Origin of the sequence: Methanosarcina sp. DH2, from assembly GCF_020804225.1 — an archaeon.
Lineage (GTDB): Archaea > Halobacteriota > Methanosarcinia > Methanosarcinales > Methanosarcinaceae > Methanosarcina.
On the sequence record NZ_WJBI01000001.1, the window covers coordinates 811,228 to 828,859 of the forward strand.

18 protein-coding genes are annotated in these 17,632 nt (G+C 40.6%); 2 read left to right on the top strand and 16 right to left on the bottom strand.

Features of this window, described 5'->3' with window-relative positions:
- Positions 1-550: 550 nt before the first annotated feature.
- From FXV91_RS03465 to FXV91_RS03535, 15 genes are all read right to left on the bottom strand, one after another.
- Positions 551-991 carry a DUF2267 domain-containing protein gene (locus FXV91_RS03465; protein WP_229388336.1) on the bottom strand — a complete coding sequence of 147 codons (441 nt, stop codon included), beginning with the start codon at positions 989-991 and terminating at the stop codon, positions 551-553.
- A gap of 147 nt (positions 992-1,138) precedes the next feature.
- Positions 1,139-2,431, bottom strand: coding sequence for a TIGR00341 family protein (locus tag FXV91_RS03470; RefSeq protein ID WP_229388338.1), 1,293 nt, complete (start codon positions 2,429-2,431; stop codon positions 1,139-1,141).
- Positions 2,432-2,651: 220 nt separating this feature from the next.
- Positions 2,652-3,125 (bottom strand): YgaP-like transmembrane domain, encoded by a 474-nt coding sequence (locus FXV91_RS03475; RefSeq protein ID WP_229388340.1) that lies wholly within the window; start codon positions 3,123-3,125, stop codon positions 2,652-2,654.
- 113 nt (positions 3,126-3,238) lie between these two features.
- Positions 3,239-3,700, bottom strand: a complete 462-nt coding sequence (locus FXV91_RS03480) for a hypothetical protein (protein WP_229388342.1) — start codon at positions 3,698-3,700, stop codon at positions 3,239-3,241.
- A 416-nt stretch (positions 3,701-4,116) separates the two neighbouring features.
- Positions 4,117-4,881 carry a transglutaminase-like domain-containing protein gene (locus FXV91_RS03485; protein ID WP_229388344.1) on the bottom strand — a complete coding sequence of 255 codons (765 nt, stop codon included), beginning with the start codon at positions 4,879-4,881 and terminating at the stop codon, positions 4,117-4,119.
- Between the two features lie 437 nt (positions 4,882-5,318).
- On the bottom strand, positions 5,319-5,573 hold the full coding sequence (locus tag FXV91_RS03490) for a hypothetical protein (RefSeq protein WP_229388346.1): 255 nt from the start codon (positions 5,571-5,573) through the stop codon (positions 5,319-5,321).
- Positions 5,574-6,079: 506 nt separating this feature from the next.
- Positions 6,080-6,892, bottom strand: a complete 813-nt coding sequence (locus tag FXV91_RS03495; protein ID WP_229388348.1) for an alpha/beta hydrolase — start codon at positions 6,890-6,892, stop codon at positions 6,080-6,082.
- A gap of 258 nt (positions 6,893-7,150) precedes the next feature.
- Positions 7,151-9,388, bottom strand: a complete 2,238-nt coding sequence (locus tag FXV91_RS03500) for an amino acid permease (protein ID WP_229388350.1) — start codon at positions 9,386-9,388, stop codon at positions 7,151-7,153.
- Entirely contained in the window at positions 9,375-9,572 is a 198-nt protein-coding gene (locus tag FXV91_RS03505) for a hypothetical protein (RefSeq protein WP_229388352.1), read from the bottom strand. The genes FXV91_RS03500 and FXV91_RS03505 overlap by 14 nt, the downstream gene beginning before the upstream one ends.
- A 306-nt stretch (positions 9,573-9,878) precedes the next feature.
- Positions 9,879-10,079: a hypothetical protein gene (locus FXV91_RS03510; RefSeq protein ID WP_229388354.1), complete on the bottom strand. Its 201-nt coding sequence runs from the start codon at positions 10,077-10,079 to the stop codon at positions 9,879-9,881.
- A 190-nt stretch (positions 10,080-10,269) separates the two neighbouring features.
- Positions 10,270-10,617, bottom strand: a complete 348-nt coding sequence (locus tag FXV91_RS03515; protein ID WP_229388356.1) for a hypothetical protein — start codon at positions 10,615-10,617, stop codon at positions 10,270-10,272.
- A 534-nt stretch (positions 10,618-11,151) separates the two neighbouring features.
- Entirely contained in the window at positions 11,152-11,394 is a 243-nt protein-coding gene (locus tag FXV91_RS03520) for a hypothetical protein (protein ID WP_229388358.1), read from the bottom strand.
- Between the two features lie 866 nt (positions 11,395-12,260).
- The gene (locus FXV91_RS03525; RefSeq protein ID WP_229388360.1) at positions 12,261-12,713 is read right to left on the bottom strand and encodes a hypothetical protein; all 453 of its coding nucleotides are present in this window, start codon (positions 12,711-12,713) and stop codon (positions 12,261-12,263) included.
- Between the two features lie 616 nt (positions 12,714-13,329).
- Positions 13,330-14,574, bottom strand: a complete 1,245-nt coding sequence (locus FXV91_RS03530) for an acyltransferase (protein ID WP_229388362.1) — start codon at positions 14,572-14,574, stop codon at positions 13,330-13,332.
- A gap of 663 nt (positions 14,575-15,237) precedes the next feature.
- Positions 15,238-15,525, bottom strand: coding sequence for a hypothetical protein (locus tag FXV91_RS03535; RefSeq protein ID WP_229388364.1), 288 nt, complete (start codon positions 15,523-15,525; stop codon positions 15,238-15,240).
- A gap of 309 nt (positions 15,526-15,834) precedes the next feature.
- On the opposite strand from FXV91_RS03535, the gene FXV91_RS03540 reads away from it, so the two are divergent.
- On the top strand, positions 15,835-16,041 hold the full coding sequence (locus FXV91_RS03540) for an alpha/beta fold hydrolase (RefSeq protein ID WP_229388366.1): 207 nt from the start codon (positions 15,835-15,837) through the stop codon (positions 16,039-16,041).
- Between the two features lie 27 nt (positions 16,042-16,068).
- A complete protein-coding gene (locus FXV91_RS03545; protein WP_229388368.1) occupies positions 16,069-16,434 on the top strand; it encodes a hypothetical protein in 366 nt (121 codons plus the stop codon).
- 354 nt (positions 16,435-16,788) lie between these two features.
- Here FXV91_RS03545 and FXV91_RS03550 read toward each other — a convergent pair whose 3' ends face one another.
- A complete protein-coding gene (locus FXV91_RS03550) occupies positions 16,789-17,427 on the bottom strand; it encodes a NosD domain-containing protein (protein WP_229388370.1) in 639 nt (212 codons plus the stop codon).
- Between the last annotated feature and the right edge of the window lie 205 nt (positions 17,428-17,632).

The following is a 17,632-nucleotide window of genomic DNA, read 5'->3' on the forward strand; positions in this document are numbered from 1 at the left end:
CTTGTAGTAGGTTATGGTAGGGCTTTTCTGACATTAGCAGACAGCTAATGAATGCAACAATCAGATTGGTTAAAAACAAGAATCAAGGAACAAAATGAGGCTATCTGAATGGTTAAAGCAAGAACATTATCGTTAATATTTTCCACAACATGGGCCTATAAAGATTACAAGCCATAGTCACCAATTTAATAATGCGACATTTTATGAGCTCATCCAAAAAAACTTTATTTCCACGTCAATAAGATTTCAGAGTCATTCTCATAATCAGAAACTTGACTGATCAACAGGAGTCTGAGAATACAGAGATACAATTTTTGTGTTCAGGAATGAGCCCAATAAGAGTTTCAAAAAATATCAGAATCGGAAGCTCAACCGGTTATTTCAAATTTGAGAATCCAAGAAATAATTTTGAGCTTTGGAACCCACTCGATAAAAGACAGCAAGCCAGGGAAAAATAGATGAAATTATAAGTATAAAAGGAAACTGAGAGTAAAAAGAGAAAGCTCCTTCAAAAAAATGCTCAATTCAGACTGACCTTGGACATACCTTTTTACTGTTTTGGTCTCATCTCTTCCGGGAACCATTCCTGAATTTCCGCGGGCATGTTGCTTTTTACATGTCCGAGCTCACCTTCACCCATGTGCCTGTACATGACACGTAGAACTCCCCGGATAACCTCAGCCGGATTTACACCGGAATCAAGTCCAAACTGCTCATGCACCCTTCTTGCAAATTCTTCTTTTTTGAACTTTTCCGGCTTGTCCCGGGGTGTCCAGCCGTCATAGTACATTCCTTTAATTACAAGAGGCAGCTGTGCCGCAAGCTGGACTGCTTCCTCCATCGGCAGCCTGTCTCTGAGTGCATGTAGCGTGCCCCTGAGAGCTTCGTATGCACTGTTCTTGCTCTGCCATTTTAACTGTTCAAGAATATCCTTAAGCCAGACATTGGTAAGTTCAATACTGCTGTCAAGATTGGTTACACCTGTACTCATTCCATTTCCCCCTTGATGTCATGAAAATCAATAGCATTCGGCAGAATCAAACTAGGGTCTGTATTTATATAATTATATCTAAGAATAAAATTCGAGAAAGAAATCGGGAAAAAACAGGGCCTAAAAAAAGAGTTTAAAGCAGCGGGTTTACGCAGTCTGCTGAGTCTCAATGAACCCGACATTGACCCGGAAATCTTTATCTATAACCCTGGTGAGGCGGTTGTCGATTTGAATAGCAATATCCTGAGGGACTTCCTGTGCAGCAGGATGAGCCACAACAACATCTACACTTACAGGCTCTTCGAAAAGAAAGTACGCAGGCTCATAATTGACAGTAACTTCGGCAAGTGTCAGCCCCATATCTGTGTAAACGGGTTCTTCAAACATAGTTGTAACTTCCTCGTTTACTTGCTGCTCAATAATATAAGCCTGGAAAGAAGCAAAACTTGTCAGGATCAGGATGACAGAGAGGACGGCAATTGCGCTGAAGAGCACTGCACTGCGTGATATTACAGCGTATCGGGCATGGTCTATAGCAGAAGACTCAAGAGGCCGAAAGCCCGCAAGCCAGAACAGAACGAGTGTGGATACATTAATGGCAAGCATGTTAATAACAGCAAGCAAAGCCGCAGCAAGAGCTACTTCCGGAAGCCCCCAGGCAAGCCCCAGCCCTGAAGTTGCTGCAGGAGGAATCAGGGCGATAGCAATAGCAACCCCTACTAGAGCAGAACCTACATTCCGCATTACGCTGATAGCGCCTGCAAGGCCCGATCCCAGGGCAAGTAATACATACAGGAAATTCGGGCTTATGCGCTCAGCAATCTGGGGCACGTCCCGAATATCAAGACCTGGAGGGAGAAAAAAAGATTCTTTAATGAGGAAGCCGAGCAGGGCAGAGACTGCAATTGCCAGCAGGAGACCCGTAACCTGCAACAATACTCCTCGAGAGGCAAGTTTTCGGTCGTCCACTACTGTTCCGACGCTGGCAGTGATTGCGGGTCCCATTAATGGGGCAACGACCATTGCTCCGATAATGGTTGCAGCCGAGTCAAGCAGAAGCCCTGCAGTTGCAATAATTGTGCTAAGAATAAGAAAAGCAAAATAGGTTGAAGCTGCAGGTGCGAGGTGCTGTGCACGTGCGACCAGTTCTTCCCTTGAGATGCGCTCTCCGGAATACCGTCTCTTCAACACCTCAATATGTTCGGAAATAACTGTCTCAGGGGACAATACTATTGTGTATACCCCTTTAATTACTCCAGCGTCGCGCAGCTTTTCAAGCACAGGCTCGACACCTATGGGAGGGATGGGAAACTGGACAAGAGCCTCGAAGTCTCCTCTTCCGGTCTCATCCCAGACAGCGTAATCAATCTGTTCTTTATCGAGAACAGCCAGCACGGACTCTCGCTTTCCCACAGGAATAAGCACCTGGACGAGACGCATGACATAATATAAAGTTGTCCGAATATATGAATTATGAAGAATAATCGATATGTAATTGCATGGAACTTGCAAATCGGTTCTCAAATATCCTGCTGCAAATATACTAAAAAAAACTCAGGGATCTCCCTTGATTAAATAACAAAAAACACTAAAACAAAAATATTAAAAGGGTATTGAAAAAAGGCATCAAAAAAATAAATGTTCAGGGCCGCTCGTCGGCTCAGATACTCCTGCTGCCGTTGATAGCTTCCCTTGCACGGTCTATTTCACTCTCCTGAGAAGGGACCCTATCAAAATCCCCACGCAAAGCCTTCAATGAATATTTTTCGAGCTCTATTTCTTTTCTGGTACGTATGAAAAGCCTTCTGAATACGGACACAGGGGGGCACCAACCCTGTACAGCGTGCTGGAGCAGAAAGATTGCAACCAGGATAGGCAGAATAAACCATTTTCTGCTCCGTTTTAAACCAAGCACTGCACCAATGAAAGAAAATATGGCTGCATTGGCTTCGATATAGCGTTCTATATCCCACTCATGATCAAGTTCTTTGATCCTTTTCGAAATCTCGTAATCGGTCTTGCCTGCATAGAACCTGACTGTTGCTGCGGTTTCAGAGTCGATCGCCTCATTAATTTCTTGAGGCGTGTTAGCCCTAACACGATCTCCCCTCACGAATTCTCCAAAATCAGTCATCAACATAACTTCCCCTTCTAAATAAACAGAGTTTCAATTTTATAAATGAATTTTCAAGCATTTATAAACATTAAAAGTAAATGATTAAGGCCTGAATCTTAAACCCTTTACTTTCATTGCCAGCCTGTGTTGTGCGCCCTGCTTTTGCTCTCCTGAGAAGAAATCTCATCGAAATCCCCACGCAGGGCTTTTAAGGCATATTTTTCCACATCGATTTCCTGTCTCGTACGGATTCCAAATCTTCTGAGCACGGGTATCGGAGGAGCCCAGCCCTGTACAGCGTACTGAAGCAGGAAGGTTGCAGCTATTAAAGGCAGGATAAACCATTTCTTGCCCCTATTCAAACCAAGCACCAATCCAATCATAGAAACTACAGCCGCCCGAGCTTCAACATGACGCCCTATATCCCACTCATTATCGAGCTCTTCAATCCTTTTTGAGATTTCGTAATCGGTCTTGCCTGCATAGAACCGGACTGTTACTGCGATTTCGCGATCGATTGCCTCGTTAATATTGGGAGATGTATTTGCCCTTACTCTGTCTCCCCTGATAAGCTCCCCAAAATCAGTAATCACATAAAATTCCCCCTCTTCATAAAGCATATTTTAAGGCTTTACCGTCTCCCCTGATACCCTGAACGGGAATACCTGTTACTAAAAGAGGGTGGAAGTATGACCATATAAAATTAATCATAGAAATTTATTTGATACTTATACTACGGGATAAAAAATTCGGGACGTTGCTCTGCTTTTTAAGCCTTTTCGATTTTTAAAATAGGTATCAGACACGTCTTAGGACCTCTTGATTGAGGTATCGGTCTTCAGCTCATATTATCTGGCTGACAGGCTGCCTGGATCAAGCGCGGTGCAGGATCAAGCGCGGTGCAGGAAGAAAAAATAAAAAGATCCTTTCTGGGTTCCGGAGAGGTCAACCAGTTAATCAGGCACCAGCTGAAGGTTGAAACCGGGCAAAGTTTGCATTTGTTTCTGCTTCAAAAATCGATCAGACCGTTCGGGTAATATATAATACATGTCCCCCGGAAGTATTCGCCTCCGGGATGTCTGTACCCGTTTGATCCGCTCCAGTCGAAGTTGAGCCAGTACTGAGTTTCCTGACCATCTTCAAGCACTCTTTCCGAGTACCAGACATTTTCGGCAGAAGAGTATCTCTCTGCTACGTAGTCAAGTATCTCGTAAGCCGTATCCCTGTTATTCCCTATGTAAATTTCAGGATAAGCGTGCCCGTAAGACTCATTGTATGCCGTAACTATCCTTGTATTGAATCCCATATTTTTCAAAAGAGCAGACATAACAATTGAATAGTCATCGCAGTCCCCTGTATATCCGCTGTCGATAGTCTGTGAAGCCCCAAAAAAAAATTCGGCATTTTTGTCGTACCTGTACTGCCAGTGCCTGTTTACGTGATTAAAAACATTGCAGGCATCTTCCATATTGTATCCTGAAGCTTTTCCTGTGATATTGCAGACTTCTGCCTCTATCCTTTCCTCTCCTGATCCTATAGCCCTCCGAAAGTTGAGAGACAGCAGCCTGTATTCTTTTGGATAAACAGCTCCTGATTTCTCTTCGGAATACGTCGGCACCTCAGGTATCCCCGGAGAGGGAGTACTTTCACTCACCCCAATTCCGGTGAGATCAGTTTCTTCGGCTTCGAAATCTTCTGCCGGCACCGTACCTTCAGGCAGCAGTTTATTAATTTCATCAGTGATGAGGTTCTCCTTAAGGTTACCAGTGTCCATACAGCCGGCTGTTAGGGAGACAAGAAAAATAAGGAATAAAAATTTTAAAGCCTTTATACAGGCCACAAAATCAGCTCCAGAAGTACGTATAAGAAATACTGTACAAAAAGTACTGTATAAGTTTAATAGATTATTAAACTTTTCTAAATATAATAGAGAAAATCTCTTTAAATTCTAATATTATCCTCTGGTTTCTATACCAGAGCTTATACTTCCCTTCTTCTTTTCAAAAATACCCCGCATTTAGGATAGTCTAGCCCTTCGCAATATTTTCCTTTAGGTTGGAATTGAGGGCATGATGAACAATATTTGCATTTCACGTGTGAAATAATGGATAAGATTCCCATAAATCTTCCCTGCTATTATTTCATTATCAACTATGTATAGAATATCAAACTAAATTTCCCTGCAAATATTACATTTCCATATTTTTCTCTTCAAGCATGGACCTGCTCCGTTTTAATCCCTGATGCCCCCGTATTTCCTGAAGTAACCTCAGTTATTCTAAAGTAGGGCAGTCCCTTAATTGCCAGTTGAGCCATCGAATGCTCGATATCCGGAGTATATTCTTTAATCCTGAGAGGGCTGGCTATAACATTAAGCAGTTCTTCAAGACTCGGGCTGTTCGACTTCCAGGTCCCGTCACTCTGTGTTTCAGCTGTAAAGACTTTCCATTCAATTTTTACAGACATTAGTATGATCCCCCATAAAAAATTGTTTATTTGGTTGCGCTAAACGCTCAAAAAAATAAATGGGTAATAATCAGATTTAAGTATTTTTATATGTTTGCATCTATAACCTTTTATTACCCATATAATCGGCTTTTTCCCTTTCAAAACCTTAAAGTATTGACAAGGAAAAAAAGTAGAGAATAAAATCAAAGGAAAGAGTTACTGTCTCAAGAAATTCAAGCCGGCAAGTGTACAGCTGAGTGTGTACAGACTGAACATGAACAAATTGAGCGTGTACAGACTGAATATGAACAAATTGAGCGTATACAGACTGAATATGAACAGCTTGAGTATTTACAGATTGAACGTGTACGGACTAAATATCACAGATTGAAAAAAAGGTTATTCAGCAGAGAGCTACTTTAACCTTAATTTAATCGAGCAGTTAAGGAATAGAAATATTTACGTTAAAAAGTGCTCCTGAAGGTTGCTTTTAAACAGGGAATTTCACTTATCTTTTTGCTGCCTCATAGATGACTCAGGAAATCCAGCACAATCCTATTAAATTCAGCAGGTTTTTCCATATTTGGCACATGGGCACTATCAGGAATTATAATCTTTTTTGCCCTTTTGATTTTGTCTGCAAGCAGGTCAGCAGCCCTGAGGATTTCAGGATTATCAAGAGAACCGGCTACAATCAACGCAGGGATATTGATCTCATCTAGCCGCCCGGCAGCCGGCGGATTGAGAGGATTAAGAGGGTTGGCATCGGCTATAGCCCATGTTTTATTTTCAACTGCAATCCGGTTCATTTCAGCCGCATACTGGCGGACGCGAGAGTCAACCTGCTCTGGCTGGCGGAAAATACCATCAACCCATAGACGGATTTGCAGATCACTTGCGCGGTCCAGATCCCCCTGCTCGAGAGCCTGCAGCATCTCCATAACCTGAGAAGGAGGAGCCCCTCTCATTTCAAAGCCACTCGGAGTCCCGTTAACAATGATTAGAGACAGCACCATTTCAGGGTGCTCAAGCGTGAAATCAATGGCTGTTTCTCCGCCCATGGAACAGCCCAATATGTGTGCATGTTCAATGCCGAGTTCCTGCAGCACAAGGTATAAATCCTGACGGCGGGAAACCGGCCCTGTTGCAGAATCGGATTTTCCGAACCCACGCATATCAAAGCGAAGAGCCCTGTAATGTTGTGTAAAGTCATTCCACTGCCCGTCCCACATGCGGCTGTCAACAAAGCCCGCGTGTATGAGCACAAGCACCTCGCCCTTTCCCTCAATTTCATAGTAGAGCTTCCCATCTCCAATGTCAGCGTATCCTGCAGTCATATCTGGTGCCTCTCTTCCTGCAATTCAGCCCTGATTACTATTATCACTATATTTCATTAATTATCTGAATCCTCGCTCCTTATTTAGGGGCTTTCTCTCATATTGCACCTGATAACCCCGGCCTTAATCCGATTTTAATCAGGGTTTTAGTCCGACCTTAATCCGATCTTAATCAGGGCCTTAGTCCAGGTCTTAGTCCGGCCTTAATCAGGACCTAATACAAATAATTCGGGCCTAACCAGGATCTTAATCAAGACCTTAATCAGTATCTTCTTCTTTCCTGATCCTTGCGTAGATCTTCTTAGCAGATTTTTTCAGCAGATAATTCAGGCTCTCTTTTGATATCGGTTTTGATTTTTTAACTATCATTACAGGCTTCCTGGAATGTCTGGCAATCCTCTGGGACAGGGTCCCGAGGAAAGAAATCTTAAACCTCTCGCTCGAGTCGCCAATAATTGTCAGGTCGTAGCCGTTTGAAACTTCCAGTATGGCATCTTCTATAGAGTACCTTTCGAGCAGTTTGAAGCTGACAGGTACCGAAGTTATCTTTTTTGCCTGTTCTTCAAGTTCTCCAGCAATTTTCGCCTTTTTATCCGGGTCCTCATCAGGACTGATAATACTGATTATTCTAATTGCAGCCCCGGTATTTACAGCAAGTTTTTTTGCCAGATAAAGACCATGTACCGAATTTTCTTTTCCATTATATGCTACAAGAAGTTTCTTAATGCTGTCAGGCAGATGTCCTTTTAATAGAGCAATCTGGCTTTTTGAGGACCCGAGAACATCATTTGTTACGTCTCCGAGTGAATACTTAAACCTCTTTGATTCATGCCATCCCATAATGATTATGTCTGCATTTTCAATTTCAGCCTGTTCAATAATTGAATTTGAGATTCTGTGATCAAAAGCAACGATAAATTCTCTCTTATTTCCGAACTTTGCAGGATAAACATCGAAATCTTCCTGAAAACGATAATCCAGCTCTATTTTTTTCTCGTGATAGGCTTCCTGAGCCACCTTTAAGGTTGTCTGGCGAGGAACTTCAATTATATGCAGACAAATTATCTCATTTCCCAGGAAATCTGCCAGTTTCAGAAGGTCTCGTTCATGCCCCGGATTGGAAACCGGCACAAGTACCCTGCCAACAGAAACTGGTTCAACACTCACTCTTTCGACATTGTTTTCCAGCAGGTCAAACAGGTTATAAGCTGGCATGGCTTTGCCTTTTCCATAAAACATGTACCAGCCAGCTCCGGCAAATATCATCAATACAGAAAATAGTAAAGGTAAACCACCAAGAAGAGGCAGCAGTAATAAGCTCCCGACCACCCCGAATATTTGCGTGAAAGGGTATAAGGGGTCACGGAATGTCGGTTCATATCCGGGTAGAGTCCGCTTTCTAAGGATCAATACTGCCATATTTAGCAGGATGAAAATCAAAATGTTAAAAGCCCCGCCAAGTCTTGCCAGCTGCTCTATGTCGAACAAAAACAGGAGCGCAACCATTACAGACCCGGTGACCAGTATGGCATTGTAAGGAGTTTCATACTTTTTATGGATCATGACAAACCATTCAGGCATCAGTGCATCTCTGCTCATTGCGAAAGGAAATCTGGAGGAGGAAAGGATGGCACCATTGGCTGTTGAAAGCGTTGCAAGAAGGGCAGCAAAGGAAATAAAGAATTTTCCGGAATCTCCTCCAATCAGGCCTGCTATATCTGCCAGCGGAGTGACCGTTGTTGCGGTCCCTTCAGAGCCTGAAAATCCCACAACTACTGCCATTATACCAACATAGAATAAGGTCACTACAACTGCTGAGGCGATAAACGCCCTTGGCAAGGTTTTTGAAGGATTTTTTACTTCCTCGGCTACTGCGGCCGCTTCTGCCAGACCAAGATAAGAGATGAAAATAATCCCTGTTGTAGTAAATATTGAGGTTATCCCGTGCGGGGCTACCGGGAAAAAATTAGCTGGCTTAACCATGAAAGACACTTCGCCGATGAACAGGACCAGTATTACCAGTAGAATAATAACGATAATGTTCTGCAGCGAACCACTGCTTTTTGCACCCCGGTAATTAATAACTAGCAGAAGTATTCCTGTAACAGCTGCTACTAAATAGAGAGGTAGGGGATGAAAGACCTGAGAGTATTCTGCAAGCCCTATAAGTGCAAATGTACCTTTGAATACGAGTGCCAGCCAGGAACCGAGCCCGATTACTGCACCAAATGCGGCTCCCATTGTCCTGCTGATATAGTAATAGCTGCCGCCTGCTAAAGGCATGCCTGTTGCCAGCTCGGACATGCTGATTGCTGTAGCTATTGAAATGAGCCCGCCCAGCAGAAATGAGATTATTGCTCCTGAACCTGCATTCGCCATGGCAATTCCGGGAAGGAGGAATATTCCTGCCCCTATCATTGTTCCGGTGCCTATTGCAAAAGTTGAGAAAAAACCCAGGCTGCGCCCCAGTCTTTCCGTTGTTTCAACTGGCGCCATCTATATCTCCGTCTCTCCAGGGTTCGCGAATAGGTAAATCAGGCCCTGTATAAACTTTCATTTTATAATTATGCCTGCAGTATTGATTATACACTTCCGCACCATACATCCGGGCAGGCAAAGAGAGTTCAAATCCCTGCTTAATGGATCCTGCTTTCGAATAAAAATCTCCGAAAAACGTCATTTTCCTCCTGCAGTACGGTTTCAATCTCTGTTTTAGCGGGTCATGAATTATAAGTCTTTAGAGGAAGAAGGCAACCTATTTCTGATCAAAAGGCTTCGATCCTGTCTTAGTGATTCTTGCTTTCAAATAGTACATATAATTATCCGTCGAGGGCATATTTAAGTTTCAATTCACATTTAATGGGCACTGCTTTCGAATCAGTTACTTTCTGCACTTATAACTTATTATTTTTACTGTCCTGCCTTGATGTTTCCTGACATGATAATAGCTTTCCAGATCTCCTCAGCCTCGCTACATCCTTCTTCGCTACATTTCTTCTTCGCTAGATTTTTCTTTATTGATATCAACCTTAAAACCTTGCTCCCGCAATTCCCTGTACAAACCGGAAATGTCTAGGATACTGTTTTTAGAGTTCCACTGCTGTATCGGGTTGACCTGCTCTTCTCCGGCTGCCTGGAACTTATAACAGATGATTTTCGGAAAATTTAGCTGCTTCAGTATTACCATATGCCATTTTTCACTATATATGTTAGACTCACGAAATTCCTGAAGGTCACAGTGCTCATTTTTAGTAAATTTTGCTTATGAACTCCTTAGTTCCATATTATAAAATAGAAATTATTTATGGAATAATTGAAGCGAGACCATAATGACTAAAGCTGAATAATATGAAAGCAAGAGTCCTTATAAGTTTAAATCAGGGATTATAGTATTCATTTATACACTCTCCAAATAGCTTTTTGGATTTTTCAAACCCTTCATAGATCCCATCTAAATGGTCCTGAGAATAATTTGGTTTTTCTTTAACAACAATCGTATCTATAATACGATTGAATCTATCCTGCAGGCTCTGTACCTTTACAGTCGGATCTTCGTCTGATACGGGTGAAAGAAAATTTTCCACGTTTTCCTCAAAAGTGTCTTTAGCTATTTCCAGACCTTCATTTACTCCTTCTTTATAATCTGAATAAGCCCGCCTATCTTTATTTCTTTCAATTAAGTCGCTAAATTTTCTCACTGTCCTGTTAATTTTTCGTTGATCCAAATTTACCCCTCCTATTTTAAGATATAAAAAAGGATATTGATATATAAAGAAGCTCAAGTACTCGTTGATCAATTTGTTTTAGAAAACCGATTTTCATAAAGTGGGAGAAAAAACGGAAGAATTTAAGACCCTATTTTAATAAATCTTGGTTCAGGATAACTAATTAATTTACTGTTATTTATATCTATTTTTAATAAAATTCCTGTTTTAGAGAACCTTATATCGAGGCGCACCTTAGAGAGATATTGCTCGCTTATTCCTTACCAAAGCAATTATAATTTGCAGGTGTAACTGATTATTATAGCCGACATAAGCGGTCATTCTGACTAAAAAGCGGTCATGCTGATTAAAAAGCGGTCATGCTGATTGAAAAGCGGCCATGCAACTAAAACTCATGTTCTGTAAAAAATTGTAGTTCAGGGCTTCAGTCAGGGATTATAGAATTCTTTAATAAATTCCCCAAATCGTTTTTTAGACTTTTCAAATCCTTCATAGATCCCGTCTAAATGGTCCTGAGAATAATTTGGTTTTTCTTTAACAACAATCGTATCTATACATACGATTGAATCTATCCTGCAAAGTATGTACCTTTGCAGTCTGACCGCCATCTGAAATAGGGGAAAGAAACGTCTCTATGTTCTCTTCAAAAGTATCTTTGGCTATTTCTAAACAGCTGTTCATTCCTTCTTTAAAATCCGAATAAGCTCGTCCATCCTTATTCCTTTCAATCAAATCACTAAATCTTCTAGCTGTCTTCTTAATTCTTTGCTGATTCAATTTTCGCCCCTCCCTAAATATAAAAGAGACTCTTTATGTCAATAACAAAAGTCCCGGTGCATGTTTTTATCGAATCTCGCTTTGAATAAACCCTGAACAGTTATGTAGATGTAGAGTCATTGTCCGAATTCCTGTTTTAATGGATCTGCTCCCGGATAATCAATATATTTAGTATTATTTATAATAATTTAGTTTTTATTATTTAAAAGGGTCTTGCTAACGAGTTTAAGGCCAGTCTGAGAAAAAACAATGAGCTGCTGGCATCCAGCATCCATTCCTGATTAGTTAGCCTTGCTTGTAGATTTAGTAACTGAACAATTTGGTGATAAAATCACAGATTTTACCTTTAAGGCGGGAAGTCCCCTTCCTCGACAACCGTAGGCTGGCAGGTGGGAGATGAAAGCCGTCAACTTCCCAAAAATTTACTTTGAGCTGATCCCAAAACTCAAAATTACTCTTACGAACTTCGAATTTGGAATAGTCAATCGGGGTTCGGATCATCAAAATAGTTCCAGATATAGGAATGAAAATGGTTTTGGGATGGGCTCACATAATGTTTACTATTTAATACACGGATGATCTCAAAACCGATTACTCTCTATCAGCTGGATCTTTTAGAACAGATCTGGAATAAATTTGAGATTATATTATTATGAAATATTATTATGGAAGAGGTAGAAACCCAGAATTGACTCTGAAAAAGACAAATCATAAGTCAAAGATCCATAGAATACGTTAACTAAGAACTAAACTGAAAATAAGAGAATAGAAAATAGAGCTGTTAAGAATATGGATATCGAAAACGAATTCTTGAGAAAGGAGCTTTCAAGCTAAATCAAAGTTATAAAACTGATAGAGGCTTTTCATTAATTCTCCAGAGGAAAAGCCTCCTGTACGAAATCTCCAAATATTTTTTTGGATTTTTCAAATCCGCTGTGTATTCCATCCAGACGCTCCTCAGAGCAATTTGGCTTTTTTGGCAGGATAATACCATCTAAAAGCTGGTTAAACTCATTCTGTAAGTTCCCTGTCATTAAAGCCCGGTCTTCATCTGAGAGGGATAAAGAGAACTTTTCTGCGTTTTCTTCGAAAGTATATCTGGCTATGTCCAAGCCTTTATTCACTCCTTCTTTAAAGTCTGAATAAGCCTGATAATCCTTATTCATTTCAATAGAACTGTTAAATTTTCTGACAAGACTTTTTATTTTTTGTGTAGTCAAACTCTTCGCTTCCTTTTTTAGTTGATCTTGATTCTGGAAATGTATTTCAGATTGTAAACAGAAAACTTGTTTTGTGGACGTTAAATTATCAGTTGCCATAAAAAATTTCAAATCAAGCTGTTTTGAAGCTTTCGGTTATAAAACCTCATCGCATTAAAATAAGTTTCTATAAATAAAAATAGTATTCACAAGTATTTAAGGTTATTGAAGTAGAATTAGAGGACTTTAAATCTTGCAAACACGGCCTTTATTTTGTAGTCTTTAAAAGATCCTTTTTGTATGGTGCCACTTTCTCCCACTACTTTTTCTTCCTTTCGAGATTCCGGAGCAAGTCATAGCATTCCCGATCCCCTCAGCTTTTCCGTTCCTCCTGGGGTAGCAGGAAGTTTTCTTTTTCTTATTCTTTTTCTTTTTTTTGTCCACTGTCCCGGGCTCCGATTTAATTCATTACTATGGTCTGTCACGCAATTTAGTTGATTATCTCAAGTCTGTATATCAGTTAGGGGCTATGAAGTTCCAATCTTTGTTTTAATTGATCCTGCTTGCGAATTTCCCGAATATGGTCATCCTAGCAACCTGGAAGGTATCCGTACGCCGGCATATATTATCACACCGCAAAAATATAATATAATATAATGTAATTTGAGTTATTTGAATTTTGGAGTTATTTGAATTTTGGAGTTATTTGAATTTTTGAATTATTTGGATTTTTGAGTTATTTGAATAATTTATTATATAGTGTAAAAATAGAGCTCGATAATGGTTCTTGTTTTATGTGTCCGGCACTGTTATGTGTGCGAGAATTGACCAGTTTTATATAAAAAACTCTAGAGAGTTCTACGCCAGCCATATCGATATACTTATAAAAAAAATAGCTTAACGGTATTATTAATAGTAACGACAGTACGCATGAGATTAAAACAGCTGCGCCATATGATAATACCGGGTACAGGGCCAGGAACAATGCACAGGTGAAACTGCTTATCACCAGGAAATGTATCAGGTACAGAGAGTAGGATATTTTTCCGAGGAACACCGGCACCGGGGAAGAAAAAAAGTTTTGCAAGCCCTGGCTGTTCAATAAGGCATACATTACCATGCCGGCGCCTATAATATGATAGGCTACTTTTGGTGTTTCAAAGAAGCCGTTATTAAGAAACGCGTATAAAGAATCGTTTGTCAGCGGGCTTATAGGATATGACCCAATAAACAACCCCGAAACCAGTATAATAAACAACACTATTTTATTACCTGTTTTAAATACCTGCAACACAGGGGTCTTATTGTTGAACGTGTCAGCGAGTGCCATTCCTATTACAAAAGCCAGATAGTAAGAGTTGAGGAAAAGCACGACTGCGGCAAGATAGAACGTCCAGCGGTTTTTCAGCGACCCGAACAGTAATGCCATTGTGAAAACAAGCATCGACCCATAAAACTCGATTGTCATTGTCCATAAGACCGGGTTGTAGTAGATGTTACCACCTAAAAAAAACGAATTCCACACCGCCTGTTTAACCGCATCGAAGATGTCCGGCGTAAAGGTCCAGTAGTGACGGTAATTACTGCCTGCAGAGACAATCATAGTTTCAATATAATAATGGTATAATCCGGCTGACGCTAATAAGAATGACAGCATTACTGCTGCAAATACCGGAATAAACAATCTTATATACCGGCGCAGTGCCCCGCTTATAATTATACTGTCGTCCCTTATTTTAAAATATTTTTGGGTCAATACATAGCCGCTCAGGACGAAGAAGATGCAGACTGAAAAGTTACCAGCGCCAATTAAGCCCAGAGGTGTGGTCGAAAAAAACCGTTCAAGGTTTCCACCGAAATGCGATGGCAGCTCACTACCATAGACCATCGCCGGAGCTAATGCGACAAAGAAATGCATTATCATAACATTAACCGCAGCTACACCGCGCAGCCCGTCAAGGTAGGTGATTTTCCCGGACATATTTATCGCTCAAAGAACATTCAGAGTATTTGGTTTAAGCTATTTGATTTAAGCTGATACAATTCTATAGTAAAGCAGTATGTAATTATGTAATATCCGGCTCATAATAGCACGAGTGAGGAACAGGGTTGACAGTCTCCGCTTCGACTTCGTCACCACTGCTATCTTCTGTTTCAATCCCTGTTTTAATGGGTCTTGCTCTGGAATATGAAATAGATTTCTATTTGTTCACGCATTGTCCGTTTATTTCAATTCCTGTCTTAATAGATTTTGATCTCGAATCAGAATGATATTCAAGATAATTTGTAATATATAGCTGAACTCAAGGTCAATAACTTAACTCAGGGTCAATAACTTAACTCAGGGTCAATAACTAAACTCAAGGTCAATAACTGAACTCAGGGTCAATAACTAAACTTAAGGTCAATAGCTGGACTCCGGGTCAACGTTTAATGGTCAGAAAAAGTTCTTCAGCTGCTGGATATACGACCTGATGTAAAAAAAGTATGTTGGAGTATATAAAAAACTATGTTTTTTCAATTTAACTAAAAATTCTGGAAATGTTTTTGAAAGAAACGGTATGAAAGAAATTCGGGGGGATTAGCTTCAATCCCTCTAAAACCTTATTTTAATTTTAAATTTTAGTATTTCCTTCAACTTATTTCAAATAATACTCCCACTATCACTGTTAGCTATGAACACCCCATTATTAAGAATACCGCCAGGGACATTCATTATTCTGTCTTCTATCCAGACTCTGTAATTCTCAGAAATAAGACACCCTTCTTCTTTCTGGAATATTGAAGAGTGCTTAAAATAGTCCAGTTTTACGGTGTCCGGGGTTTCCTCATAGAGTCCGCATTCTTTGAATTTTCCATTTATATAAACGTCGAATGTACCATCGTCATGGAGGATGAAATGGGTTGTCTTGTTGGCATATTTTCTAGGCATGTTGGATCACACATTTTAACATCTTAAACAGTTGCATGATTTACCTTTTCATCTTCATGCATAGGGTTTTGTTTACGATGTTGTTTTATTGAGGTTAGGGTTTCGTTTTTAATTTTGTTTAATTTCAGGTATATATTACTTCCTGTTTTTATAATCCTTATAGAACTTAAAATGTTAACAGGCCGAAATAATAGAGATTCAGTTCATCATACCTGATTTTAACACCCTATTGTATTAACCTATTATTATATATATCGACTAAAAGATAGGGCTTTGTGATAAAAACTGTAATCCATAAGGGCTCTATGTATGCATACCGTACGTTCGAAAGATGGGACCATGATCACTTTCTGGAAGAGCGGTTCGGGACCGCCTCTGGTTCTAATTCACGGCAGCACCGCAGATCACACTCGCTGGAACCCCATTCTTCCAGAACTTGAGCAAATGTTCACTGTGTATGCCGTCGACCGGAGAGGGCTTGGTAAAAGTACCGATGCAGTCAAATATTGTGTTTAGCGCGAATTCTAAGATATTGTAGCGGTTGTGAATGAAATCGCTCAACCGGTTAATCTGCTCGGTCATTTATTCGGGGTATTTTGTGCTCTTGAAGCAGCACTGCTCACGGAGAACATCAACAAGCTGATCCTTTATGAACCGCAGGCTCCGGGCGTGAAACTTATGTCGCCGGACGTGGTGAATAAAATAAAACAGTTACTGGATGTGGACGACCGTGAGGCGGTCTTAAGCATATATATTCTTGAAGTCGGCAGGCTAACACTCGATGAACTCGAGATACTGCGTTCATTGCCAGCCTGGTCCGGACGTGTAGCAGCAGCGCACACAGTACTGCGAGAAGATCAGAAGGTTGGAGACTCCCTCGTTTTAATCCGGATCGGTTTAAATCCATGAAGATGCCTACCCTGCTTTTGCTTGGAGGCGATAGTCCCGGTATACAGCGATTTTATTAAGCAGGTAAATGCAAGCATTCCCAAACAGCACAATAGTCGTGATGCCTGGTCAGTAGCATATCGCAATACTGCACCAGAATTATTCATTAAAGAAGTAGTGTGGTTTCTCACCAATCAGCATATTGAGACAGAATGACGGAAGAAAGGAAATTTTTCGCTACATCAATGGACAGGATGTGAGGACGCTTGGCCGGACCAGTGACGTTCGGAGTTTCGCAGCCGCGGCCCACAGCCCAAGAATCCTAGATGTAACTACGTTATGCAGTTGAATTCGAAATCCCCCACTCAATTTTTTTCAATAATCAGCTATTTTTATGTTTACCTTATTTCCAATGTATGTATTCCCTATCATTCCCGGGGGGATAGCAGGCAATTGCACACCAATATCACAGTAAGAAAACGTATTTCCAGTTATACTTGTGCATGTCGCCCCTTCATACAAATGGAGACCGATTCTGGCTTTTGTAATTTTATTTCCTTTGACTACGTTATCCCAGGTCTCACACAGCGTAACAGTTCCATTTGTGATCTGGTTGTTCATGATGGTATTTTCGCTGCAGGTCAACCCTGTGATGTCCACACCACAGTTATAAAAATAATTATTACGGATGGTATTATTACTGCCTGCACCCTGGAAATCAATGCCGTTCTTTTGTATTGAGAACCCGTTAATGACTGCTCCGCCCTGAGTCACCTTGAAACCGTTAACTTTTGGATAGCTTGTTCCGTATATGCTCACGAATTTCCCTGATACAGAGACATACTCGTTATATGTCCCGGAGGCTACCTGTATTGTATCACCGTTATTTGCCGCGTTTACCGCGCTTTGAATTGTTTTGTATTTGGCTGTACTTCCTGCATAAAGGGTAGCTGCTGACGCGCTCCCTGTGAGCAGGAGGGTTATTAAAATTGCCAGGATTAGTTTTCTTAACATTGTAAGTGCTCCTTTGTAAAAGAGAGAAAGCGAGAATACAATTTAAAGTTATTGATATAGTTATGCTCGGAATTTCAACCCCTACTTTGGATCTTAATCACGAATCTACCACAGTTCAAGAACAAAAGCGGGTGAAATATATTTCAATTCAGTTATTAATAGACCTTATTCTCGAATAATTCTATATACGATAAACCATTAATTA

Coding starts and splice junctions, on each gene's coding strand:
- FXV91_RS03500 (WP_229388350.1), bottom strand. CDS start 9,388: ATGGCGCCAGTTGAAACAACGGAAAGACTGGGGCGCAGCCTGGGTTTT.
- FXV91_RS03525 (WP_229388360.1), bottom strand. CDS start 12,713: ATGGCAACTGATAATTTAACGTCCACAAAACAAGTTTTCTGTTTACAA.
- FXV91_RS03550 (WP_229388370.1), bottom strand. CDS start 17,427: ATGTTAAGAAAACTAATCCTGGCAATTTTAATAACCCTCCTGCTCACA.
- FXV91_RS03495 (WP_229388348.1), bottom strand. CDS start 6,892: ATGACTGCAGGATACGCTGACATTGGAGATGGGAAGCTCTACTATGAA.
- FXV91_RS03505 (WP_229388352.1), bottom strand. CDS start 9,572: ATGACGTTTTTCGGAGATTTTTATTCGAAAGCAGGATCCATTAAGCAG.
- FXV91_RS03475 (WP_229388340.1), bottom strand. CDS start 3,125: ATGACTGATTTTGGAGAATTCGTGAGGGGAGATCGTGTTAGGGCTAAC.
- FXV91_RS03530 (WP_229388362.1), bottom strand. CDS start 14,574: ATGTCCGGGAAAATCACCTACCTTGACGGGCTGCGCGGTGTAGCTGCG.
- FXV91_RS03485 (WP_229388344.1), bottom strand. CDS start 4,881: ATGGACACTGGTAACCTTAAGGAGAACCTCATCACTGATGAAATTAAT.
- FXV91_RS03535 (WP_229388364.1), bottom strand. CDS start 15,525: ATGCCTAGAAAATATGCCAACAAGACAACCCATTTCATCCTCCATGAC.
- FXV91_RS03470 (WP_229388338.1), bottom strand. CDS start 2,431: ATGCGTCTCGTCCAGGTGCTTATTCCTGTGGGAAAGCGAGAGTCCGTG.
- FXV91_RS03465 (WP_229388336.1), bottom strand. CDS start 991: ATGAGTACAGGTGTAACCAATCTTGACAGCAGTATTGAACTTACCAAT.
- FXV91_RS03490 (WP_229388346.1), bottom strand. CDS start 5,573: ATGTCTGTAAAAATTGAATGGAAAGTCTTTACAGCTGAAACACAGAGT.
- FXV91_RS03510 (WP_229388354.1), bottom strand. CDS start 10,079: ATGGTAATACTGAAGCAGCTAAATTTTCCGAAAATCATCTGTTATAAG.
- FXV91_RS03540 (WP_229388366.1), top strand. CDS start 15,835: ATGCATACCGTACGTTCGAAAGATGGGACCATGATCACTTTCTGGAAG.